This window comes from Flavobacterium sp. TN-1, from assembly GCF_052828645.1.
Window position 1 is genome coordinate 2,335,427 of sequence record NZ_CM128253.1, and the last position, 25,284, is coordinate 2,360,710.

At 29.0% G+C, this 25,284-nt stretch carries 23 protein-coding genes; 19 read left to right on the top strand and 4 right to left on the bottom strand.

The window, feature by feature from the left end; genetic code table 11:
- Positions 1-120: 120 nt before the first annotated feature.
- The 6 genes from mdh (at position 121) to ytxJ (ending at position 6,580) form a co-directional block, all read left to right on the top strand.
- Positions 121-1,053: a malate dehydrogenase gene (gene mdh, locus ACUXZJ_RS10315; protein WP_063743967.1), complete on the top strand. Its 933-nt coding sequence runs from the start codon at positions 121-123 to the stop codon at positions 1,051-1,053.
- 192 nt (positions 1,054-1,245) lie between these two features.
- Complete coding sequence (gene secDF / locus ACUXZJ_RS10320) at positions 1,246-4,212, top strand: protein translocase subunit SecDF (protein ID WP_063743966.1); 2,967 nt, start codon at positions 1,246-1,248, stop codon at positions 4,210-4,212.
- Positions 4,213-4,295: 83 nt separating this feature from the next.
- Positions 4,296-4,631, top strand: a complete 336-nt coding sequence (locus ACUXZJ_RS10325) for a tRNA-binding protein (protein ID WP_060382032.1) — start codon at positions 4,296-4,298, stop codon at positions 4,629-4,631.
- A gap of 570 nt (positions 4,632-5,201) precedes the next feature.
- Positions 5,202-5,660 carry a peptide-methionine (R)-S-oxide reductase MsrB gene (msrB, locus tag ACUXZJ_RS10330; protein WP_060382033.1) on the top strand — a complete coding sequence of 153 codons (459 nt, stop codon included), beginning with the start codon at positions 5,202-5,204 and terminating at the stop codon, positions 5,658-5,660.
- 13 nt (positions 5,661-5,673) lie between these two features.
- Positions 5,674-6,213 carry a peptide-methionine (S)-S-oxide reductase MsrA gene (gene msrA / locus ACUXZJ_RS10335; RefSeq protein ID WP_060383815.1) on the top strand — a complete coding sequence of 180 codons (540 nt, stop codon included), beginning with the start codon at positions 5,674-5,676 and terminating at the stop codon, positions 6,211-6,213.
- A gap of 10 nt (positions 6,214-6,223) precedes the next feature.
- Positions 6,224-6,580 carry a bacillithiol system redox-active protein YtxJ gene (ytxJ, locus tag ACUXZJ_RS10340; protein WP_060383816.1) on the top strand — a complete coding sequence of 119 codons (357 nt, stop codon included), beginning with the start codon at positions 6,224-6,226 and terminating at the stop codon, positions 6,578-6,580.
- Between the two features lie 343 nt (positions 6,581-6,923).
- Here the strand turns inward: ytxJ and ACUXZJ_RS10345 are convergent, their stop codons facing one another.
- The gene (locus tag ACUXZJ_RS10345) at positions 6,924-7,541 is read right to left on the bottom strand and encodes an outer membrane beta-barrel protein (protein WP_063743965.1); all 618 of its coding nucleotides are present in this window, start codon (positions 7,539-7,541) and stop codon (positions 6,924-6,926) included.
- An 886-nt stretch (positions 7,542-8,427) separates the two neighbouring features.
- Between ACUXZJ_RS10345 and pheT the strand changes: the two genes are divergently transcribed.
- Positions 8,428-10,848: a phenylalanine--tRNA ligase subunit beta gene (gene pheT / locus ACUXZJ_RS10350; protein WP_063743964.1), complete on the top strand. Its 2,421-nt coding sequence runs from the start codon at positions 8,428-8,430 to the stop codon at positions 10,846-10,848.
- A 260-nt stretch (positions 10,849-11,108) separates the two neighbouring features.
- Here pheT and ACUXZJ_RS10355 read toward each other — a convergent pair whose 3' ends face one another.
- Together ACUXZJ_RS10355 and fahA are read right to left on the bottom strand one after the other, a co-directional pair.
- Positions 11,109-12,296 carry a hypothetical protein gene (locus tag ACUXZJ_RS10355; protein ID WP_063743963.1) on the bottom strand — a complete coding sequence of 396 codons (1,188 nt, stop codon included), beginning with the start codon at positions 12,294-12,296 and terminating at the stop codon, positions 11,109-11,111.
- Between the two features lie 78 nt (positions 12,297-12,374).
- On the bottom strand, positions 12,375-13,658 hold the full coding sequence (fahA, locus tag ACUXZJ_RS10360) for a fumarylacetoacetase (RefSeq protein ID WP_060382037.1): 1,284 nt from the start codon (positions 13,656-13,658) through the stop codon (positions 12,375-12,377).
- Positions 13,659-13,772: 114 nt separating this feature from the next.
- On the opposite strand from fahA, the gene glyA reads away from it, so the two are divergent.
- The 3 genes from glyA (at position 13,773) to ACUXZJ_RS10375 (ending at position 17,505) form a co-directional block, all read left to right on the top strand.
- A complete protein-coding gene (glyA, locus tag ACUXZJ_RS10365; RefSeq protein WP_060382038.1) occupies positions 13,773-15,047 on the top strand; it encodes a serine hydroxymethyltransferase in 1,275 nt (424 codons plus the stop codon).
- Positions 15,048-15,178: 131 nt separating this feature from the next.
- Complete coding sequence (gene aroC, locus ACUXZJ_RS10370; RefSeq protein WP_063743962.1) at positions 15,179-16,246, top strand: chorismate synthase; 1,068 nt, start codon at positions 15,179-15,181, stop codon at positions 16,244-16,246.
- Positions 16,246-17,505, top strand: a complete 1,260-nt coding sequence (locus ACUXZJ_RS10375; protein ID WP_060382040.1) for a dicarboxylate/amino acid:cation symporter — start codon at positions 16,246-16,248, stop codon at positions 17,503-17,505. The genes aroC and ACUXZJ_RS10375 overlap by 1 nt, the downstream gene beginning before the upstream one ends.
- A 139-nt stretch (positions 17,506-17,644) precedes the next feature.
- Here ACUXZJ_RS10375 and ACUXZJ_RS10380 read toward each other — a convergent pair whose 3' ends face one another.
- On the bottom strand, positions 17,645-18,220 hold the full coding sequence (locus ACUXZJ_RS10380; RefSeq protein ID WP_060383817.1) for a GNAT family N-acetyltransferase: 576 nt from the start codon (positions 18,218-18,220) through the stop codon (positions 17,645-17,647).
- Positions 18,221-18,293: 73 nt separating this feature from the next.
- Here ACUXZJ_RS10380 and ACUXZJ_RS10385 point away from each other — a divergent pair, with 73 nt between their 5' ends.
- From ACUXZJ_RS10385 to gloA2, 9 genes are all read left to right on the top strand, one after another.
- Positions 18,294-18,575, top strand: coding sequence for a hypothetical protein (locus ACUXZJ_RS10385; protein ID WP_060382041.1), 282 nt, complete (start codon positions 18,294-18,296; stop codon positions 18,573-18,575).
- A 376-nt stretch (positions 18,576-18,951) separates the two neighbouring features.
- Complete coding sequence (locus tag ACUXZJ_RS10390; RefSeq protein WP_060382042.1) at positions 18,952-19,203, top strand: hypothetical protein; 252 nt, start codon at positions 18,952-18,954, stop codon at positions 19,201-19,203.
- 145 nt (positions 19,204-19,348) lie between these two features.
- The gene (locus tag ACUXZJ_RS10395) at positions 19,349-20,209 is read left to right on the top strand and encodes a helix-turn-helix domain-containing protein (protein ID WP_063743961.1); all 861 of its coding nucleotides are present in this window, start codon (positions 19,349-19,351) and stop codon (positions 20,207-20,209) included.
- A 67-nt stretch (positions 20,210-20,276) separates the two neighbouring features.
- Entirely contained in the window at positions 20,277-20,810 is a 534-nt protein-coding gene (locus ACUXZJ_RS10400) for a carboxymuconolactone decarboxylase family protein (RefSeq protein WP_060382044.1), read from the top strand.
- Between the two features lie 17 nt (positions 20,811-20,827).
- A complete protein-coding gene (locus ACUXZJ_RS10405) occupies positions 20,828-21,229 on the top strand; it encodes a DoxX family protein (RefSeq protein WP_060382045.1) in 402 nt (133 codons plus the stop codon).
- On the top strand, positions 21,217-21,627 hold the full coding sequence (locus ACUXZJ_RS10410) for an OsmC family protein (RefSeq protein ID WP_060382046.1): 411 nt from the start codon (positions 21,217-21,219) through the stop codon (positions 21,625-21,627). Before ACUXZJ_RS10405 ends, ACUXZJ_RS10410 begins: the two co-directional genes overlap by 13 nt.
- Positions 21,628-23,079: 1,452 nt before the next feature.
- The gene (locus ACUXZJ_RS10415) at positions 23,080-23,643 is read left to right on the top strand and encodes a Crp/Fnr family transcriptional regulator (protein ID WP_060382047.1); all 564 of its coding nucleotides are present in this window, start codon (positions 23,080-23,082) and stop codon (positions 23,641-23,643) included.
- A gap of 201 nt (positions 23,644-23,844) precedes the next feature.
- Positions 23,845-24,522 (top strand): type 1 glutamine amidotransferase domain-containing protein, encoded by a 678-nt coding sequence (locus tag ACUXZJ_RS10420; protein ID WP_060383818.1) that lies wholly within the window; start codon positions 23,845-23,847, stop codon positions 24,520-24,522.
- Between the two features lie 64 nt (positions 24,523-24,586).
- The gene (gloA2, locus tag ACUXZJ_RS10425) at positions 24,587-24,979 is read left to right on the top strand and encodes an SMU1112c/YaeR family gloxylase I-like metalloprotein (protein ID WP_060383819.1); all 393 of its coding nucleotides are present in this window, start codon (positions 24,587-24,589) and stop codon (positions 24,977-24,979) included.
- Positions 24,980-25,284 lie beyond the last annotated feature (305 nt).

Genomic DNA, 25,284 nt, shown 5'->3' on the forward strand with positions numbered 1-25,284 from the left:
TTGTATAAATTTTCCTGTTAATGAATTGATATTGTATTTTTTCGTATATTCGAAAGAAGCTAATTACTTAAAACAGCTTAAAAAAATAAAATAAAATTTAACAAAAAAAGATAGTTTATTATGAAAGTATCAATTGTAGGAGCAGGTAATGTTGGAGCTACCTGTGCAGACGTTATGGCTTATAGAGGTATTGCTAGCGAGGTGGTTTTATTAGATATTAGAGAAGGATTTGCAGAAGGAAAAGCATTAGATATATCACAATGTGCAACTAATACAGGATTTAATACTAAATTAATAGGCGTAACGAATGATTATTCTAAGACAGCTAATAGTCATGTAGTAGTTATCACTTCTGGAGTTCCAAGAAAGCCAGGAATGACAAGAGAAGAATTAATAGGGATTAATGCAGGAATTGTAAAATCAGTTGCTGAAAATCTTCTTGCTTATTCACCTAATGCAATTTTTGTTATTGTTTCAAATCCTATGGATACAATGACTTATTTAACTTACAAAACTTTAGGAATTCCTAAAAACAGAGTGATAGGAATGGGAGGAGCTTTAGATAGTGCACGATTTAAAACATATTTAGCTCTAGCTTTAGATAAACCAACTAATGATATTGCAGCTATGGTTATTGGAGGTCATGGAGATACCACGATGATTCCATTGACGCGTTTAGCATCTTATAATGGAATTCCAGTATCACAGTTTTTATCAGAAGAACAATTGACTAAAATAGCTAAGGATACAATGGTAGGAGGTGCTACTCTTACGTCTCTATTAGGTACATCAGCTTGGTATGCACCAGGAGCTTCAGTAGCCTATTTGGTAGATTCTATCCTAAATAATCAGAAAAAAATGATTGCTTGTTCAACATATTTAGAAGGTGAGTATGGTCAAGATGATATATGTATAGGAGTTCCTTGTATAATAGGAAGTAATGGAGTAGAAGAAATAATAGATATAAAATTAGATAATCAAGAGAGCGAATTGTTTGTGAAATCTTCATTGGCAGTTCGTGCCATGAATGATACTCTTTCAGAATTATTATGAAAAGAATTTTAATTTTATTAAAAGACTGTTTTTTAAAACAGTCTTTTTTTTGATATAATTTTCTTAAATTAATTGGTTTATCGTATTCAGAATTATATATTTGCAAGTTCTAGTAAATACTCCTATTGTGTTTAGGAGTCTTTTATTAACCAAAAACTAACGTAGAACAAATTAATTAATTTTTTACAAAGAATGCAGAATAGAGGACTCATTAAGTTTTTTGCAATCATCTTTGCTTTAGTAAGTATTTACCAGCTTACTTTCACTTTTGTAGCCAATAAAGTTAAAAGTGATGCAAAAGCATTTGCAAATGGAAATCAAGAAAAGGAGATTAAGTATCTTGATTCAATTGGTAAACAAAAAGTTTTTAGTTTAGGGTTTACTGATTTCACTTACAATGAAGTAGCTGATAAGCAAATTAACAAAGGTTTAGACTTAGAAGGAGGTATTAATGTTACCTTGCAAATTTCTGTGAAAGATGTATTAAAAGGTTTAGCTAATAATACATCAAATGCCATATTTAATAAAGCTTTAGCAGAAGCAAAGAAAAACCAACAAGGAAATCAATCTTTTCTAGATGCTTTTTTCGAAGCATTTGAAAAAGCTTCAGCTGGCTCAGGAACTAAATTGGCTTCTCCTGATGTTTTTGGAAATAGAAATTTAGCTGATGAAATCAACTTTAATATGTCAGATTCACAAGTGAAAGCTGTAATTGCTAAAAAAGTTGATGAGTCTGTACAAAGTGCATTTGGAGTATTACGTGAACGTATAGATAAATTTGGTGTAACACAACCTAATATTGTTAAATTAGGAAATACAGGACGTATTTTAGTAGAATTACCAGGAGCTAAAGACGTAGATCGCGCTAAAAAATTATTATCTTCTACCGCTCAATTAGAGTTTTGGGAAACGTATAAAATGGAGGAAGTTGCTTCTTATTTAATGACTGTTAATGAAGCTTTAAAGAAAACAGAAAAAGTAGAGCCAGTTATTAAAGAAACTAAATCTTCTTCTAAAGTAAACGATTTATTAGTTGATAAATCAAAAGATTCTACAAATAATACAAAAGGAAACAATCCATTGTTTGATAAATTAATGCCGTTACAGCAAGGAGGTTCTATTATAGGTATGATTGCAACTAAAGATACAGCGGTAGTTAATGCTTATTTGAGAAGAACTGATATAAAAGCTTTGTTACCCGCTAATCTAACAGATGTTAAGTTCTTATACGGAAAAGCAAAAGATGACGAAGCAGAAGCAGTTGAGGTCTATGCTATTAAAGGTAATAGAACTAATACTCCTCCAATGAGTGGAAGTGTTTTAATAGATGCAGCAGATACTTTTGATCAAATGGGTAAACCAGCTGTTTCTATGCAAATGAATGGAAAAGGAGCTAAAATTTGGGAAGAACTAACAGGTAGAGTGTTTTCTCAAAAAAATGCAATTGCAATTGTTTTAGATGATGTAGTTTATTCTGCACCAGGTGTAACTTCAGGTCCTATTGCAGGTGGTCGTTCTGAAATTTCTGGAACTTTTAAAATTGATGAAACAAAAGATTTAGCTAATGTTTTACGTGCTGGTAAATTACCAGCAGCAGCTGAAATCGTTCAATCAGAAGTAGTAGGTCCCTCTTTAGGTCAAAAAGCAATTGATAATGGTACTATGTCAGCTATTGTAGGTTTATTAGCTGTAATGTTATGGATGTGGGTATATTATGGTAAATCAGGTACTTATGCAAATATAGCATTAGTAGTTAATTTATTATTCCTATTTGGTATTTTAGCAAGTTTAGGTGCTGTATTAACATTACCAGGTATTGCAGGTATCGTACTAACGTTAGGTACTGCAGTAGACGCTAATATCATTATTTATGAAAGAGCAAAGGAAGAGTTGAGACACGGTTTAAATTTAGGAGAAGCTGTACAAAAATCATTCTCTTGGACTGGAGCTATGCGTTCTATTATTGATGCAAACGTAACACACGTTTTAACAGGTGCTATTTTATATACCTTTGGAACAGGTCCTATTAAAGGTTTTGCCACTACTTTATTAATAGGTATCGTAACTTCATTATTTACATCTATTTTTATCACAAGAATATTCTTAGACAGAGCGGTAGCTAAAAACATTACTTTATCATTTACTACAGATTGGTCTAAAAATTGGTTTACAGGATACCATTTCGATTTCTTAAAAATTAAAAAATTCACGTATGGTTTCTCATTAGTGGTAACTGTAATCAGTTTAGTTTCAATTTTCTTTATAAATGGTTTAGATCAAGGTGTAGACTTTGTTGGAGGTAGAACTTTTCAAGTAAAATTTGAAAAACCAGTTGATGCTGCTGTAGTATCAGAGGAATTAGGAAAAGTATTTGGTGTACCTGCTGAAGCAAAAGTATTTGGTGATTCAGATCAATTAAGAATTACAACTAAATACAAAATTGAAGAAGAAGGTGTAGCTGTAGACGAAGAAGTTAATAAATTATTATACCAAGGATTATCTAAATATTTCCCTGGTATGGATTATAAAACATTTATTACCCTAACAGATGGTAAAAAAATAGCAGTATTATCAGGTTCAAAAGTAGGTGCTGCTATTTCTAACGATATCAAAACAAACTCTTTTTGGGCAGTTATCGGAGCAATGTTAGTAGTAGGACTGTACTTAGTAATTTCATTCCGTAAATTAGGATATTCACTAGGAGCAGTAGCAGCAGTAGCACACGACGTAATTTTTGTATTAGGTATTTATTCTATATGTTATAAGTTTATGCCTTTCCACATGGAAATGGATCAGCATTTTATTGCAGCTATCCTAACAGTTATTGGGTACTCAATGAATGATACCGTAATTGTATTTGACCGTATTCGTGAGTTCTTAGCAGGTAACTTAAAAGGTAACTTTAATCATATTGTAAATGAATCTATTAACACCACTTTATCAAGAACAATCAATACATCATTAACCATGATTCTAGTATTAGCTATTATGTTCGTGTTTGGTGGAGAGTCTATTAGAGGATTTATCTTTGCTATGTTAATAGGTATTATTGTAGGTACTTATTCTTCATTATTCATTGCAACACCAGTGTTAGTAGATACTTTATCTAAAAAAGATAAAGAAGAAATAGAAAAAAGACATGCAGAAATAAATGCTTAGTGTCAGACATTTTTTAATAAATTAGAAGTCCCGATTTCTCGGGACTTTTTTTATACATCAAATAATCATTAAAAATAATAAATATGAAAATTTCTTGGTCTGATTTTGAACGAGTAGAAATGAGGGTTGGAACAATAATTACCGTAGATGATTTTCCTGAAGCACACAAGCCCGCCTATCAACTAACAATTGATTTTGGAAGTCAATTAGGGATCAAAAAAACTTCGGCTCAAATAACAAAACGATATTCAAAAGAAGAATTGATTAGTAAGCAAATTATAGCTGTTATAAATTTTCCTGAAAAACAAATAGGCAAGTTTATGAGTGAATGTTTGATTCTTGGAACCCTAGGAGAAAATAATGATGTCGTATTGCTATCTACAGATCAAAAAGTAATAAACGGTTTGCGTATTGGTTGAAAACCTAAGATTGTTAGGTCTATTTTGTTCTAAAAAATGTCTTACGATTTTTATGTTAGAAGAATATAGATTATCCAATTTTTTTATACTGTTTATTTATTTTATCTAACGGACAAAGAAAAAATGAAATCAAATAATAAAACTAATATTCTTTTTAATTAAGATATGCAGTTATAATTGTTTAAAAATAATATAGGTATATAAAAACAGATTTAAAGATAATCTAAGAAGCATACAATATGTTTTTTTTATTTTTAAAACAGCTCGAACAAAGGGTTGAGTATATCATTGAAATCATCGTTAGTTCGAGCGCGAAGCACATCGAGAACCAATACTAATTTTTATTGCTTTTGTAGAATCAAGGAATCTCCCTCTGGTCGAAATGAAAGATTACAAACTTTTTGGACACTCTCAAGGTTAAAAAAATATTATGAGGAAATTTCAAAGTTTAAATGGTATAAATGGTTTTTAAAGAAACGGGAATTATTTACCAGTTTTAAGGAAAAATGAACAATTCTTTTAAAGTTACTTAATCGTAACTTTGTATAATAAAACAAAAATAAAAGAGTTATGAGAAACAAAGAATTAAATTGGACAGATGTAATTCGATTTGCTACAAAAGGAAACTTAACTCCAGATATAAGAATTAAAAAAACAGATGATGAATGGAAAGAAATACTAACCCAAGAGCAATTTTATATTACGAGAAAAAAAGGTACAGAAGCTCGTTTTTCGGGTGAACATTGTACTCAATATCAACCGGGTGTGTATAGTTGTATTTGTTGTAATACACCTCTTTTTGATTCCTCAGAAAAATTTGATTCAGGAACAGGATGGCCTAGTTTTACCCAGCCAATTAAAGAAAATGTTATTCAATATATAAAAGATAGTTCTTACGGAATGATTAGGGTAGAGGTAATGTGTAATATATGTGATAGTCATTTGGGACATGTTTTTCCTGATGGACCAGAACCTAGTGGATTACGTTATTGTATAAATTCTGTCTCACTATATAAAAATGAAAATTAAAAGAATAAAAAGCATGAAAAATATAGAAATAGCCACTTTTGGAGGAGGATGCTTTTGGTGCATTGAGGCAATAATTCAAAGACTAAAAGGAGTAGAAAAAGTAGTGTCAGGTTATACAGGAGGTAAAATAATAAACCCTACTTACGAAGAGATTTGCAAAGGAGATACTGATCATGCTGAAGTAATACAAGTAACTTTTAACACAGATTCTTTATCTTATGTAGAATTATTGAATGTTTTTATGATTTATCATAATCCTACAACCCTTAATTATCAAGGAGCAGATTATGGAACCCAATATAGATCCGTTATTTTTTATCATAATGAAAAACAAAAAATATTAGCACAAGAAGTAATCAAAAAATTAAATCCTGTCTTTGAAAACAAGATAGTTACGGAATTAGCTCCTCTAAGAGATTTTTATCCTGCAGAGATTTATCATCAAAATTATTATAATAAAAACAAAAATAAAGGATATTGTCAAGTAGTTATTTCTCCTAAAATAGCTAGACTTAAAAAAGAATATGCCGATAAACTTAAAGAAAATATTTAAAATAAAATATATGAAAACACAAAATTGGAATACAATAAAAACAGAACAAGAAGTACTTAATATTGTTGAAAAATCTAATAATAAGCCACAAGTTATTTTTAAAGATAGTGTAACTTGTGGTATTAGTGCATTTGCAAAAGAACGACTAACAAATGGTTTTAATCTAATAGAAAATATATGTGATTTTAATTATTTAGACCTATTAACTTATAGATCCGTATCAAATTTTATAGCAGAAACCTTAGAAGTAATTCATCAATCACCACAAATCATTGTTCTTATAAATGGTAAAGTAATTTATAGAGATTCTCATCATACTATTGAGGCACATAAAATAGCAGAAAAAATTAATGCTTTTACAAAATAATACTACTACATAATATAGACTATATATTTTGCCCCAAATTAAATGTTATACCTTGTAATAAAGGAGAAAAAAGATAAAAGAAACGGGTTATATTAAAGCTAAAATAACTTTTTAGATTCAAAGTTATTTTAGCTTTAATACGTTTTTACCACGTAAATTAAATTTATAAAAAGAGACTGACTTAAAAATAGAGTATAATATATCATAATATATAAGAGAGAACCATTAATAAAAGGTGTTATATAATTATGAATCTCTTTTAAGATAAGATGAACTAAAAATATTCTAGACAGTCTCCTAATTAAAAATTTATTGTTTTTTAGTATGAATAATTTATCTTATTCTACAAAGTATAATAAATACCTACGTTAAATCTATTTCCTAGAGAATTAAGATCAAAATTAAATGTGTTCGTTTCTTCTTTTACATCTGTTTCTTTATTTTTTGATGTATGAGATGAAAAGCCTAAAACACCTAAAGAACCTACTACCGTAATTTTAGGAGAAAGAGCATAACCAAATCCTGCATTTAAATTTGTATTAAGTTCAAAAAGAGTATTTTTAGATTCTAGATTACCTAAAAGAGTTTTTTTAGTAGTAGTATAGTTTCCAGGTAATAATCCAATATTAACCCCTACGAAAGGTCTAAAAGCTTTACTTCCTTCTCCAAAAAAATAACGACCATAAAGTGTACCTCCGTATTGATTTTCTTTTACTTCTGTATTCCCAAATTCTTTTGTAGAACCTTGAGTTGTAAAGCCCACACCTAATTGTACATTATTTGTTAAAAAAGTACCTACTTCTGGTGAAAAGTTCCATGTTGAACCCTCTAATGTAGTTGTACTCTCTATTTTTGTCTTACTACTTGAATAGCCCACTTGACCTCCTACATAAAAACTTCCCTTTTGAGCAAATACACCTGAAGTAATTAATATTGCACTTGCAATTAAAAAATTTTTCATAAAAACTATGTTTTAAAAATTAACAAAATGACTTTTTTAAATTTTATTCCAAAAAAAAAGTTAAAATTAATAATTAAGGTTTTTTGAAATGTTATTTTTTTATAATATTCAATTTAAATAAAACAAAAATGTTTTAATTTAAAAATAAATAGTGATATTTAGATTAATTTTGATTGTGTTATTGTTTATGTTGATTATATAACAAAACGAATTTTTGAGTAATAATCTGTTTCGGTATGTCAAAAAAAACTTTATTTGTGAAATTATGTCAGTATATTATGTCAGTATTTTTATATTTGTTGTTTTTTATTGTTTATTTGTTTAATTATTTTTTAAAAGTTAAATAAAGTTATTTGTTTAAATAAAAAAACTTATTTGTTTTATAATGATAATAAATTTAACCTGAAAAAATATTTAGATTCAAAGTATCTGAAAAGTCAAAATTGAATGTTTGCCCTGTCACTTTGACTAAAGGAAGAAGTTAGATTATTAGCGTTATGTAATTTTGTTTAGCTTGTTTACTTCGTTTGAACCTCTCTTTAGTTGAATCAGAAGATTGTCACCTTTTTGCACTGCCCTCTAAAAAAGTTAAAAATTTAATCTAAAAGTATAAACATTAGATTGTCATTATGACAAGTGTATAATAAATACTTAAATTGAAGAGATAGATTTTAAAACCAGATTAGATATAATGGAAATAAAAGAGATAATCATAAAAACCTATTAATTATTTGCTTATCCAAAAAAATCTAAATACTATCATTCAAAAGAAAAAATCAAATAAAAAATAAGGATTATATATAAAAAAGTAGGTATAAAATTTATCTTTAAACTCCTAAGTAATTTTTTATCTTTGCGATGCTTTAAAATTTGATAAATATTCAAAATGAAAATTTCATATAACTGGTTAAAACAATTTATTAAGACGGATTGGAGTTCTGAAAAGACAGCTGAATTATTAACTGATCTTGGTCTTGAAGTAGAAGGTATTGAAAAGTTTTTTTCAATAAAAGGAGGATTAGAAGGTTTAATAGTAGGACACGTGTTAACTTGTGAAAAACACCCAAATGCTGATAAACTAAAAATTACTACAGTAGATTTAGGAAATGAAGAACCAGTTCAAATAGTTTGTGGAGCTAGTAATGTAGCGGCGGGTCAAAAAGTAATAGTAGCAACTATAGGAACAAAATTATATGATAAAGAAGGAAATTCTTTTGAGATAAAAAAAGGTAAAATTAGAGGAGAGGAAAGCCACGGAATGATCTGTGCAGAAGATGAAATAGGTATCGGAAATAGCCATGAAGGTATTATAGTTCTAGAAGAAACTGTAAAAGCAGGAACGTTAGCCTCGACCGTTTTTAATGTAGAAATAGATGAAGTTTTTGAAATAGGACTTACTCCTAATAGAGCAGACGCTATGAGTCATTGGGGAGTAGCCAGAGATTTACGAGCAGGTATGCTTCAACAAGATATTAGTACAGAATTAATTACACCATCTGTAAGTTCTTATAAAGTAGAAAAAAGAACTTTGAAAATAGATGTAAATGTTGAAAATACAACATTAGTACCTAGATATTGTGGTGTTACAATTTCAGATATAAAAGTAGCACCATCACCAGAATGGTTACAAAATAGATTAAAAGCAATAGGACTTATACCTAAAAATAATGTTGTAGATATAACAAACTATGTATTGCATGAATTAGGACAACCTTTACATGCTTTTGATGCTTCTAAAATACACGGTAAAATTATTGTAAAAAATGCCACAGAAGGAGAAAAGTTTATCACATTAGATGATGTAGAAAGAACTTTACATAAAGAAGATATCATGATTTGTGATGAAAAAGGACCTTTATGTATTGCAGGTGTAATGGGAGGCAAAAACTCAGGAGTATCAGAAAGAACAACTTCTCTATTTTTAGAAAGTGCTTACTTTAATCCTGTTTCCGTGCGTAAAACAGCCAAAAGACATGCAATTAATTCAGATGCCTCTTTTCGTTTTGAAAGAGGAATAGATCCTAGTATTACAGAATACGCTTTAAAACGAGCAGCAATCCTTATATGCCAAATTGCAGGAGGAGAGATGACTTCAGATATAATGGAAGTTTATCCTAAAAAAACAGAAGATTTTCCTGTTTTTTTAAATTTAGAGAAAGTTAAAAAAATCATAGGTCAAGAAATTCCAGATGAGGAAATTAAAAATATTCTCGTTTCACTAGATATAAAAGTAAATAGTATCTCAAAAGTAGGTCTAGGATTAACAGTACCAGCTTATCGTGTGGATGTAACTCGTGAAATAGATGTGATAGAAGAAATTCTAAGAGTTTACGGTTATAATAATATAGAATTTTCCCAAAAATTAAACGCTACAACTGCACACTCATCTAAAACAGAAGATTATAAGATACAAAATATTATTGCTAACTTGTTAGTAGGTAATGGATTTAATGAAATGATGGCAAACTCATTAACTACCCCTAATTATGTGAGTTTAAGCGATAGTTTGCACGAGAAAAATAATGTTTTGATGCTTAATCCTTTAAGTAATGACCTATCTGCTATGCGTCAATCTATGTTATTCTCAGCCTTAGAAGCAGTTTCCTTTAATGTAAATCGTAAAAATGCTGATTTACGCCTGTTTGAATTTGGGAAAACCTATCATAAACAATTAGCAGGACATGAAGAAAAAATGCACCTAACCTTAACTATGAGCGGAAATAGTTCAAAAGAATCTTGGACAAATCCTCAAAAAATGACCAATTTCTTTTTATTTAAAGGATATATACTAAATATTTTTGAAAGATTAGGAATCAAAAATATTGTTACCATGCCAATGAAAAGTGATATTTTAAGTGAAGGAATGGTTTATGAATTAGGAACTTCTTGTTTAGTAGAATTAGGAACAGTAAAAAAATCAATTTTAAAACATTTTGATATCAAACAAGAAGTATTTTTTGCTGATTTTAACTGGAGTGCTATATTAAAACATTTATCAACTAATGTGAAATTTGTTGAAATTTCCAAATATCCAGAAGTTCGTCGTGATCTAGCCTTATTAGTAGACGAAGGTGTAGAATTTGCAAAAATCCTTGATATAGCAAATAAAACAGAAAAAAATCTATTAAAAGGAATTGATTTATTTGATGTTTACCAAGGTAAAAATTTACCAGAAGGGAAAAAATCATACGCAATAAGTTTCTTATTACAAGATAGTACTAAAACACTTACAGATTCACAAATTGATAAAGTGATGAATAAATTAACTCAAAATTTTGAAACAGAATTAGGAGCTACTTTAAGATAAAATACCTATTTAAGTAAGATACCAAGGCTCGGATTTTTTATAAATCCGAGCCTTAGTTTTGATTGTACTAATAATTAAGCTTCTTTAACAAAAGTAATAGAGCTGAGCTATATAAATTTTAAAAATAAAAATCTATTAATACAGATACTTTATCAACCTATTTTATTATTCAATTAGTGCAATCTTAGATGTCAAAAATAAAGTAGATAAATTGAAAAAAGATAATTATGAAATATTTTAAGAATTTAAATAAAACATATTTATCGTCTAAGTCTATTTCTTGTAATAGTACTTTTTAACTTATTTTTTAAATCCTCTCCTGAATCATATATCATTTGCTCATTTGTTGGAAAAGAAGTAGGCCTACGATTAAAATATGGTAAATAGTTTTCATCACAAGCTCTAGGATCACCATTATAATTAGCATAAATGTTTTCAAATACGAAATTACTGGTTATAGGAAATGTATTTATTAACTGATTAGTATTTAAATTTAAATAATCAATTTTGGCACTAATACTACATGATTTGTTTTGTCTAAACTCATATACAGTACTTCTAACAGTAATCATGTTATCTATCATAATTGTATTTCCTTTTTCATCTTTTACGGGTTGACCATTTGAATTTAATTGAGGTTTAGTGCCATTTTTAATTAATTTTTCTTTTGAAAACTCTCTTTCAAAAACCTTTTCAGGAGAAATATTAATGCCTCTAAAACTAACAACCATCGCAAAATCATAATTTGTATTTTTTTGTTTATTACTATGATATATAGTCCACTTATCATTTAATCCAAGAGTGCTAAAATCTAAAAGATCATTTTGTAAACGAGAAGGAATAACCATGTTAGTTTCATTTTTCGTGTAAACATGTACAAAATCAGTTCCCTTAAGATGACATTCATCCATTAATTTATTACAATCTTTATATCCTGGATTTATAGTATTTAAATATTCAAAGTCATCAAAAGCACGACGAAAACTAATCTTATCTTTTGTTTTCATTAATTTTAATGCGTTTTCATATAAAAAATCAGAAAGTTTACTTTTAGTAGTAATTAAGGCAGTTGAATAATCTTCAAAAGAAAATTGTGCATTTCTACCTTCTTTTATTAAAGTTAGAGGTAATAAAGGTTGTATTTTTTCTTGACGGTTTTGTAGCTTGATATACGTATTGTATATTTTTTCTAAGTGATTAGGATTGCCTTCTTTTTCCCAGATAGAAATAGCTTCTAAATCCCTTTTCTTGGCTTTAGAAAAAGCTTCTTCTAGTAAATAAACATAATCTTGTTTGCCTTTGGAATTTTTATTACTCTTCAAATTGTCAATTGATTTACTAATGGCTCCATCATAATTGCCATCATTTAACATTGATTGTGTTTGTTTTACACCACTACAGCTAAATAAAAAAACAACAAATACTATTAGGGAGGTAATTTTTTTCATACAATTTAATTTTAAATCTGATTATGCAAAATTCAAGCCAAAAAATACTCCGAATCTTTCGGAGTATTAAAAAATGTTTTATTTAGTAGGAATAGGAGGCAATAATTTGCTTGAAACCTCACCAAAACCAATTCTTATCTCTTCATTTTGGCAGTAGCCTCTCATAATAACAGTATCACCATCATTAATGAATTTTCTTTCAGAACCATCTTTTAAAAGAATAGGGTTTTTTCCACCCCATGTTAATTCTAACATAGATCCAAGAGAATCTTCAGTAGGGCCAGATATTGTACCAGATCCCATCATATCACCAGAGTTTATACGACAACCGTTAATAGTATGATGTGCTAACTGTTGATTCATAGTCCAATACATATATTTGAAATTAGTATTGCTAATAATGGTTTCTTCCGAATCCTCAGGAGTTATACTTACCTGTAATTTGATGTCAAAAGCATGTTCACCAGTTTGTTGTAAATAGGGAAGAGGTGTTGGTTCCTGAACAGGTGATGCACAACGGAAAGGTTCTAAAGCATCCATAGTAACAATCCAAGGAGAGATAGAGCTTGCAAAATTTTTAGCTAAAAAAGGACCCAGAGGAACATATTCCCATTTTTGAATGTCACGAGCACTCCAGTCATTTAGTAATACCATACCAAAAATATAGTCTTCGGCTTCAGCTACTGGGATATTTTCGCCCATTAGGTTGGCATCTGTAGTTATAAAGGCTGTTTCTAATTCAAAATCTACCAAACGAGAAGGACCAAATATAGGAGCTGTTGCATCAGGAGGCATAGTTTGTCCCATAGGACGATGCACTGGAATTCCTGATGGCACAATCGTAGAACTTCTTCCATGGTACCCTACAGGGATATGTAACCAGTTTGGTAATAAAGCATTAGCGGGATCACGAAACATTTTTCCTGTATTTGTAGCATGTTCTCTACTTGAAAAGAAATCAGTATAATCCCCTACAAAAACAGGAAGTTGCATTTCTACATCTTCTATTTTAAAAATGACTACTTCACGATGTTTATCATTATCTCTTAAATCTGCATTTTCAGCATCAAAAATATCCGCAATACGATTACGAACTAATCGCCATGTTTTTTTTCCACAAGAAATGAATTCATTTAAAGCATCTTGAAGAAAAACATCATCTGTTAAATCAATTCCTTCAAAATATCCTAATTGATGCAATGCTCCTAAGTCAATAGCGTAATCTCCAATACGAGTACCAACGGTTACAATATCGTCTTTTGTTAAAAAAATACCAAATGGAATATTTTGAATAGGAAAATCGCTGGTAGATGATACTTCTAACCATGATCTTCTTTCAGGATTGTTAGCTGTAATAGGCATATTATATTTTTTTGTGATTTTAATTAATTTTTACACCTCAAATATAGTTTCTATTGGGATTATACCAAACACTTTTTGTATTTTTGACAACCATTTATAAAAAAATATTCAAAAATGTTACGCGACGAACAAATATTCGATTTAATTCTTGATGAACAAGATAGACAAATTCACGGTATTGAATTAATTGCTTCTGAGAATTTTGTAAGCGACCAAGTAATGGAAGCGGCAGGTTCTTGTTTAACTAATAAATATGCAGAAGGTTACCCAGGTAAAAGGTATTATGGAGGTTGCGAAGTAGTAGATGTGGTAGAACAAATTGCTATTGATAGAGCGAAAGCTTTGTTTGGAGCAGCGTATGTAAATGTACAACCTCATTCAGGATCTCAAGCTAATACAGCTGTTTTTGCAGCTTGTTTACAACCAGGAGATACAATTTTAGGTTTTGATTTATCACATGGGGGCCATTTAACGCACGGATCTCCTGTAAATTTTTCAGGAAAATTATACAACCCTGTTTTTTATGGAGTAGATCAAGAAACAGGAATGTTAAATTATGATAAAATTCAGGAAATAGCTACGAAAGAACAGCCTAAAATAATTATTGCAGGTGCTTCCGCGTATTCTCGTGATATGGACTTTAAACGTTTTCGTGAAATTGCGGATTCTGTAGGAGCTATTTTAATGGCAGACATTTCTCACCCAGCAGGTTTAATAGCAAAAGGATTAATGAATGACCCAATTCCTCATTGCCATATTGTAACAACCACTACCCACAAAACATTACGTGGTCCTCGTGGAGGTATGATTATGATGGGACAAGATTTTCCAAACCCTTGGGGCTATACAACCCCTAAAGGAGAAGTAAAGATGATGTCTAACTTATTAGATATGGCTGTTTTTCCTGGTAATCAAGGAGGTCCTCTAATGCACATTATAGCTGCTAAAGCAGTTGCTTTTGGTGAATGTTTATCAGATGAGTTCTTTACTTATGCAATGCAAGTACAAAAAAATGCAAAAGCAATGGCAGAAGCATTTATAAAAAGAGACTATAACATTATATCAGGAGGAACAGACAATCACATGATGTTAATAGATTTACGCAATAAAGGAATAACAGGAAAAGAAGCCGAAAATGTATTAGTAAAAGCAGAGATTACAGTAAATAAAAATATGGTTCCTTTTGATGATAAATCACCTTTTATAACATCAGGTATTCGTGTTGGAACACCCGCTATTACGACTCGTGGTCTAGTAGAAGCGGATATGGATAAAATTGTAGAACTGATAGATCGTGTATTGATGAATCATACAAATGAAGAAGTAATTGAAGAAGTAGCTAATGAAGTAAATGAAATGATGAGCGAGCGAGCTATGTTCGTTTTTTAATTCATAGTACAAATATTAAATAAGGCTGTTTTAGATAGACAGCCTTAATTTTTTTGAATGTTCTGAAAAAAAACAAAATAAACTTATTTAAAAAACATTCTCTTACTATTTGTTAATAATACTCTAATCTAATGGCAGGAAATTCTTTTGGAAATATATTAAAAGTAACCACTTTTGGAGAATCACATGGACAAGCTTTGGGAGGTGTAATTGAAGGATGTCCATCAGGAATTGAGTTAGATATGTCCTTCATTCATCAACAGATGCAAAGACGTAAGCCTGGTCAATCCTCTATTGTTACACAACGTAAAGAAGAAGATGAAGTACAATTTTTATCCGGAATTTTTGAAGGAAAAACAACAGGTACTTCTATAGGTTTTATAATCCCTAATACCAATCAAAAAACAGAGGATTATAGTCATATAAAAGATACATACAGACCTAGTCATGCTGATTATGTTTATGATCAAAAATACGGTTTTCGTGACTACAGAGGAGGAGGACGCAGTTCTGCAAGAGAAACGAGTTGTAGAGTATTAGCAGGAGCCGTAGCAAAACAAATAATTCCTCAAATCAAAATAAACGCTTTCGTATCTTCCGTAGGAGAAATAAGTATAAACAAACCGTATCAAAAATTGGATTTCTCTAAAATAGAATCTAATCCCGTTAGATGCCCTGATTTAGAGGTTGTAGAATTAATGGAAAACCATATCAAAGAAATCAAAAAACAAGGCGATACAATAGGAGGAACCATAACTTGTGTAATCCAAAATGTACCAATAGGTTTAGGTGAGCCTGTTTTTGATAAGTTACACGCTGAATTAGGAAAAGCTATGCTATCTATAAATGCAGTTCATGGTTTTGAGTATGGAAGTGGTTTCTGTGGAGCTAAAATGAAAGGGAGTGAACATAATGATCGTTTTAATCCAGATGGAACCACCCAAACCAATTTATCAGGAGGAATACAAGGAGGAATAAGTAACGGTATGGATATTTATTTTAGGGTAGCTTTTAAACCTGTGGCAACTCTAATTCAAAAACAAGAAGTACTAACGGTTGATGGACATATTGTAGAGCAACAAGGAAAAGGCAGGCATGACCCTTGTGTGGTGCCAAGAGCCGTACCAATTGTAGAAGCAATGGCTGCTTTAGTAATGGCAGATTATTATTTATTAAATAAAATTTATCAATTTAAATAATGGAAATAACTAAAAACGAGGTTTCTAAGAAATCTATTTTTTCAAATCTTACTATGCAAATCTTATTAGCAATGCTTTTAGGTGCAACATTAGGGATTTTTATACATAATAATTGTGATGAGGCTACTGCTAAAGATTTTAGTGGATATATAAAAATGTTAGCCACTATTTTCATTCGTTTAGTTCAAATGATTATTTCACCTCTAGTTTTTACAACATTAGTAGTAGGTATTGCTAAATTAGGAGATATCAAAGCGGTTGGACGAATAGGAGGAAAGGCCTTAGGCTGGTTTTTTACCGCTTCTTTTATATCATTATTAATAGGCATGTTTTGGGTAAATATTCTAGAACCAGGAGCTGGATTAAACTTAAGTGGAGTAGATATAACCACAGCAGCGGAAGTTACCGAAAAAACACAAAATTTTTCTGCACAGAATTTTATTGAACACATAATTCCCAAAAGTGTTGTAGAAGCAATGGCAACTAATGAAATTTTACAAATTGTAATCTTTTCAATCTTTTTTGGTTTAGCAGCTGCTTCCTTAGGAGAGCAAACAAAATCGGTTATAAACGCATTAGATAAAATGTCTCATATCATTTTAAAAATGGTAAACTATGTAATGAAGTTTGCCCCACTAGGTGTTTTTGGAGCTATAGCAGGCGTATTTGCCATTCGTGATTTAGGAGAACTTTTATTAACTTATACAAAGTACTTTGGTTCCTTTTTAGTAGGAATTACTTCATTATGGATTGTATTACTAATTATAGGTTCTTTGTTTTTAGGAAAAAGAATAAAAATACTTTTAAATCATATTATTTCACCTTTAGTAATTGCATTTGGTACAACAAGTAGTGAGGCTGTTTTTCCTAAACTAACAGAAGAATTAGAAAAATTTGGTATAAAAGACAAAATTGTATCATTTATGTTACCATTAGGTTACTCCTTTAATTTAGATGGTAGTATGATGTATATGACTTTTGCCAGTATTTTTATAGCACAAGCCTACGGTGTATCATTAGATTTAGGAACTCAATTAACAATGTTATTAGTTTTAATGCTAACAAGTAAAGGAATAGCAGGAGTTCCAAGAGCTAGTTTAGTAGTTGTAGCAGCCACTTGCGGAATGTTTGATATTCCCGTAGAAGGCATTGCTTTAATATTGCCAATAGATCATTTTTGCGATATGTTCAGAAGTGCAACAAATGTTTTAGGTAATGCCTTAGCAACTTCCGTAGTTGGAAATTGGGAAAAAGACTAATGAAAGATAAATTCATAGAGGGTTCTAAATACAACCATTATTAGGTAGATCTTGTAATTTTTAAAACTCCATTTTTTAGAACTTTTGTCTAAAAAATGGAGTTTTTATTTTAATCAAATTTTTATGCTTAATATGAATGCTACTTCTTTCTATCTTTTAAGTTAAATTCTGATTTTAAGATCGAATAAATAACAGAATCCCAAAATTTACCCTCAAAATATTCATTCTCTCGTAAATGACCTTCTTTTATAAAGCCTAATTTCTCTAATACTCGTGCAGAAGCTTGATTTTTGGGATCTATTACAGCTTCTATAGAATGCAATCCCATTTGACTAAAACCATACTCCAATATAAGTTTAGTAGCCTCTGTAATGATACCTTTGCCTCTATATTCGGGTAATATCATATAACCTATTTCAGAACGATAATTTTCTCTTTGTATGCGATAATGACCTAAAAAACCTATTAATTTATCATTCGGTTTTTCAGTAATTGCCCAATTAATTCCTTCATTTTCCTTAATTTTATTATTGATTGTGTCAATCAATTCTAAGGCTTCTATTTTGTTTTTTAGTAAAGGACGCGGTATAAATTGCATATTATCAGCATTACTTCGTAATGCAAATACCTCATCTACATCATTATGAGTCATTTTTCTTAAGATTAATCGTTCTGATTCTAAATTTTGAAACGGTAAAAAAGCAAAGGAATTCATAAAAAAATGTAATTTATTGTAAAAAATCATTAAATTTATAATATCTCAGACCCATAAAAATAAGTGTAAATATATGGAAACAAAATTTGAATTAATAGAAAAAGAATTAATTGAAAATCTACATTTTCCTACAGAACAAGTATTGGAAGAATTAAAGGATAGAAAACAGTTAAAAGCAGAGTTAGAAAGAGCACAGGTATTAGGAAATGTAGAACATGCTAAAATTAAAATTTATTTTGAAGATGACGTTTCAAAAAAAGTAGTGGATACAACGGTTTGGGGAGTAACAGATCAAGAAATAATTCTAAAAAAAGGAGTTACTATTCCAATACATCGTATTTATAAAATTATGTAAAAACTTAATGAAATAAAGAAGTAACTTCTGTTAGACTTTTTTAGATTAACAGAAGTTTTTTATTTGTTTATTACGAAAGAAATAAGAAAGACAAAATCATATAAGAAGTATTATCATTTCCTTTTTATTTAAATAAATATTAAGGTTTTATACATACTAAACACCTACAATAAAGTGAAATTGTAAAAATTTATTGATGAAGAAACGAAAATAAATAGCTCTTATTTTATACCATGCGATGATTTCAATTATATACTAAAACGTCTGTTCGAGTTGTTTTTAAAATGAAAAAAAACGTATCGAGAACTTTATTTTTTAATCCAGTATATTTTAAGTTTAAATGGTATAAATTAGGAGGATTGTTACTTCTTCAGAATTGGGTAATATTATTTCTAATAACGAACAATATTATAACGGAAAGAAAAAAACTTATAATAATGGATTAGTTTGCGAAAGGACGCTAATTGATACGTTTTATCACAAGACAAATTCGAGATTTACTAACTTTAATTTTGAATTTAAGAATAAAACAGGAATAGAATTTACTCCTATTGATAATTTTGATAATGAAACATTAGAATACAGAAGCAAACTACTTTATGAAATAGTAAAAAAATATGGGAAATAAGATAAAATAACTACTAATGAATACTATCCCAAAAAGTACTATTACATTTCAAAGGGTTCATTTATATTTGTATACAATTTTATTTATAAAATAATAACAAGTCATAACAAAGAAAATATTTACCCATTTACAAAATAAAATTTAAATGATATATAGAGGATTAAATGACGAATACATAGAGTTAATAAACTTACAAAAAGGAAGTTCATTAACCTTTGATGATACTTCATCTTATCCTCTTTTATTTGTATGGGTAAAAGGAAATGAATCCGAAGTATCTTATGAAGGCATAAAATTATCTCTTAATAATAATACTATTTTTTGTCTGACAGCATTCCATAAAATAGAATTTATAAACTTAGAAACAGCAAGAATAATAAAATTCAATCGCGAGTTTTATTGTGTTAAAGACCATGATAGTGAAGTAAGTTGTAAAGGACTTTTATTTTATGGAGCCAATCAATTACCTTATTTTCAAATACCTAAAGAAGAAATTGATAAATTTGAAATATTTTGGCAAATGTTTCAAGTAGAAATGCAATCAAAAGATGATTTACAATTAGAAATGTTACAAATGATGTTAAAAAGATTTATCATACTTTGTACACGTGTCTATAAATCTCAAATGAACTTTTCTAAATTAGAGATAAAAGAAGTAGATTTAGTTAGAGAATATCATTATTTAGTAGAACAACATTTTAGAAACAAACATACCGTAAAAGAATATGCTGAATTATTAAATAAATCAGCAAAAACTCTTGCTAATCTTTTTTCAAAAGTTTCGGACAAAAGTCCATTACAAATTATTCATGAAAGAAAACTTTTAGAAGCTAAAAGAATGCTTAGATATACAGACAAACCTATAAAAGAAATAGCATACGAAATAGGGTTTGAAGATATACAAACTTTCAGCCGTTTCTTTAAAAAATCTGAAAATCTAAGTCCGTCAGAATTTAAAAAACATCTTTTGGGAAATATGGACAACTCATCGGGAACGATAACCTAACAGATTCCTTTATTCTTACCTCATCTTTGCATTGTAATTAATTTATTAATATTTAAAATTAAAAACAATGACAAAGTTTACAGTTCCTACACGAGTAGAAGTATCCGAAAACAATCAAGTAATTTTTGATAATTTACAAAAAGACTTAGGTTTCGTACCTAATTTATATGCCTATTATGCAAAAAACGAAACAGCACTAGGTGATTACTTAACTTTACAAAATAGAAAAAACACTTTAAAAGCAAAAGAAAGAGAAGTTATTAATCTTGTTACAAGTCAAATTAATGGTTGTCGTTATTGTCAATCAGCGCATACTGTTTTGGGAAAAATGAATGGTTTTACCAATGATCAAATCATAGAATTAAGAAAAGGAACAGCTTCTTTTGATTCTAAGTTAGATGCCCTAGTTAAGTTTACCGCATCAGTAGTAGAAAATAAAGGAAGAGCTACAGAAGAAACTAAAAAGACTTTTTTTGAAGCGGGTTATACAGAAGCTAATTTAATAGACTTAGTTATTACTGTAGGGGATAAAATCATCAGTAATTATATTCATAATTTAGCTGGTTTTGAAATTGATTTTCCAATAGCAACTGAAATTTAATTATTAACAAAAAAAAAATGAATTTAGGAAATTTAATTATCAGAATAGCCTTTGGTTTATTATTCATTTGGGGAGGACTTGAAAAATTCTTTGAAGGTTTTTTAGGAGGAGCAGGTTTACAAAATATGGCAGGTTTTCTAAAGTCCACAGGTTGGAGCTTTTTAGGAGATACAGGCGTTTTTATTTTAGCAATTATTTTAGCATCATTAGAACTACTTGCAGGAATTTTACTCATTATTAATAAAAAACTATTTTATTCCTATAGCTTTTTATCATTTGTTATGTTTGTTGCTCTAACAACAGTTCATATACCTTCCGCAAATTGGATGAATATTATGATTCATATAGCATTATTGGGTTCATTATTAGGTTTAGCATTAGATCAATTTAAAAAAGAAAAACCATTATGGGAGCAGTAATCAAGATAAAAAATTTACCAGAAGGATACCAAAGTATTATTACTAACGGAACACATACCATAGTTGGTGATGAACCTTTGGAAAGCAAAGGTACTGATCTAGGCTTAAGTCCATCAGAATTAGTCTTGAGTGGTTTAGCTATGTGTAAGGTAGCAACAGTTCGTTTTATTGCACGAAAAAATAACTGGGAAATAGGAGAAGTCAAAGCAGAACTTTCAGAAGAGATAAAGAAAGAACCTAGCAGATTAAAAACCACTATAAAAGTGGCTATTCATATTGACGGAAATATATCCCAAGAACAAAAAGAAGAATTACTCAAACAAGCCAATGCGTGTTATATTCATCGTCAAATAATGGGAGAATGGAACATAGAACATGCTACAGAACTAGAATACTAAAAAAATAAAAATTAACTTGCAAATTATAAGAACATATAAGAATGCACTGCACCTAAATAGATTTAACTTTTTTAGAGCAGTGCATATTGCGATTATAGATAATATGGTAAATTAATAGATGAGATAAAGTAACTATATTAATTGATTTATAAATATTTGTATTTATTTGTTAAACCTTTAATTTAGTTTTTTAAAACACATTAAAAATAACAGGTTGTCAAACCTTGTCAAGAGATAACGACCATTAAAAAACAATTAAGTAAAATAATATATAAAGTTTTCATGCTATCTGATAGTATCTTTAATGTTTAATTTATAGTTGATAAAAAGTTATTTAGTAAAAAATAATATTCAAAGAAAAATAAATAAATAAAGAAGAATTATCAAACACACACAAGATATGTCATATTATTCTTTATCCCTTTTATTTTAAGAGAGTTTTGGATCTTATTATTTACTGTAATAAATATTTGTAAATCAGAAAAAACAAAGTATTGAATTGAAGTAATTGCTGAGGTTGAAAATCTAACGTCTGCTTATAATAACAAAGACAAGTTATCCGAAGTTAAGATTAGGTACGTATATATTGTTTAAAACAAAAAATATAAAAATAATAAAATTGCTTTTGGTTATGGATCTAACAGCGTGGAAGATTGTGAAAAGTTATTTGATAAATTAAAAAAAGCTTAAAAAATAAGAATTTATATAAATCCTTATAATCATTCAGATTCCATATTAGTTAGAGGACTCAATGACCCAATAATTAAGATGCTAATTTTTTCTATAATCAGGAACTCCTTACTTTCACTATTTTTAATTCCCTTATTCACAAAAGAGGACTCTGGAAATACACATAAAAAAAAATCGAAAATTGTATTCATAGTATGGAGTGTTAGTCTTTACCTAATATTTATAAAACCAATCTGTATTTCCATAGTAAAAAAGATAAAAATAATTGAAAATAAATTAGTAATACCATTTAAACTTTGAAATTTCCATATAATAATATTTTTTAACCTTGAGACTGTCCAAAAAGTTCGCAATCTTGTCATTTCTATCAAAGGGAGAAATCACATAATGTTGATTTAGACACTATCCTACAAAAACAATAAAAATTAGCGTTGGTTCTCGATACGCTTCGCGCTCGATATACTCAACCGTTTGTTCAAATTGTTTTAAAAAAGAAAAAACGTATCAAGAACTTTATTTTTTAATCCAGTATATTTTAAGTTTAAATGGTATTATGAAAGTTGAATAATGTAGAAAAATAGACAAAACATTATTGTTGCTAAAGAACCAATATTTCTAAAAAATCATACTTTTTACATCAAGATTAACAGAAAACCATCTAGCTAAACTTTGTCTTTTTTATCTTTTACACTATATTTACCTAATAGCAGGTTAAACAACCAAAAATAATATCCGATTAAAAAAAATACAGTTTACAAAAAGATGAGCGAGATACTAAGACATCAAATAGAAAAAATTACGCCATTAACAGATAAAGAATTTGAATATATTTTGTCTCATTTTACAACCAAAAAGTTAAAAAAACACCAATATTTGATTCAAGAAGGAGATTTTGTGCAAAATGATCATTTTGTCACAAAAGGTCTTTTAAAAGCTTATTATGTTAATCAAGACGGTAAAGAACACATCATGCAGTTTGCAATGGAAGATTGGTGGATTACGGATTATCAAGCTTATTTTAATGAAACAAAGTCTATATTAAATATAGACTGCATTGAAGCAACAGAAGTACTTTGTCTATCCTTGTGTAATAGAGAAAAATTATGTGCAGATATGCACAAAATAGAACACTTTTTTAGAAAAAAATCCAATTCAGGTTATATGGCCTTACAAAGAAGAATACTATCTTTATTAAATAGCAATGCTAAAGAAAGATACGAGCAACTTCGTGAAAATTATCCAATATTATTTCAAAGAGTGCCTAAAACCCTAATTGCTTCTTATTTAGGTGTTTCAAGAGAAACCCTTAGCCGTTTTAGTTCTTAAGTGTGATATACATCACATAAAACTTGTGATTTATCTCCTATGAGAAGAAAAAGAATGCGATGAAATTTGCAACCAACTAAAAACAGTAAGACAATGAATAAATTGTTTCAAAACATTTCGACAAGAATTATAATAATTCTAAGTTATATTACTTTTAGTGGTTTATGTCAAGTAAATGCGCAAACTTTAAATAGAAAAAAAATGAATAAAAAAATTTTATTTGTGGTTACGAGCCACAACAAACTCGGAGAAACAGGTCAATCTACGGGATATTATTTAGGAGAAGTAACTCACCCTTGGGCTGTTTTAAGTGATGCAGGATATGAAATAGAATTTGTTAGCCCTAAAGGAGGTAATCCTTCATATTATGGAGAAAATAATGAAGACCCTATCGACCAAAGATTTTTAACTGACAAAAAATATCAAGCTAAAATCCAAAATACAATGAAACCATCGGATATTAATCCGTCAGATTACGTAGCTATCTTATATGCAGGAGGACATGGCACCATGTGGGATTTTGCAGACAATGAAGAACTAGCACTAATTGCACAAAAAATTTATGAAAATAATGGTGTAGTAAGTGCTGTTTGTCATGGACCAGCAGGTTTGGTAAATATTAAACTTAGTAATGGTAAATATTTAGTTGATGGAAAAAAAATAAACGCTTTTACCAATGAAGAAGAAAGTGCAATAAAATTAGAAAATGTCGTGCCATTTAGTCTAGAAACTAAACTTATTGAACGTGGTGCAAAATTTGAAAAATCAGGACTATGGCAATCTCACGTAGCAGTTGACCAAAGAGTCGTGACAGGACAAAATCCACAATCCGCTCATGGAGTTGGAGAAGCTGTTTTAAAAGAACTTCAAAAACTTTAATTTAATTCTCAAAAATAATTTAAGGCAACAATTATATGTTGCCTTAATGCGTTTAAAACAAAATATGTTAAAGAGTATTCATCATATAGCCATTATTTGTTCAGACTACGAAAAGTCAAAATATTTTTATACTAAAATTTTAGAATTAGAAATCATTAAAGAAACATATAGAGAAGAAAGACAATCTTATAAACTAGATTTAGCATTAAATGGAAACTATATTATTGAACTATTTTCCTTTCCAAATCCTCCAATGAGAGTTTCAAGACCAGAAAGCTGTGGATTAAGACATTTAGCCTTTGAAGTTTCAAATCTAGAAGAAATGATAGAAAAATTAAAAAAACATAATATCATAGTCGAATCTATAAGAATTGATGAATTTACGCAAAAAAGATTTACCTTTTTTCAAGATCCCGATCAATTGCCAATTGAATTGTACGAAATCACCATAAATTAGTTATTAATATATAAGTCAAACATAATAAACCCTAAATAATTGAACAAAAAAAGAGATATTTTCAAATTACCTTAATTTTTACACCCTAGTTCATAAAAAGGGAGAAGAAATACCAAACTAAAATTTTAAAATACTATATCGTAATAAATTTCAATCGTATAATTTTATCTAAATAAATTATCATTGAAAAATTCCTATTCCTTTTAGAAAAAACACTTTCACTAAAAAACATTTATTTTAAAAACAAAAGCATACTATTTACTTATATAAAAACTAATATTAAATATTAGAAAAATTAACTCATT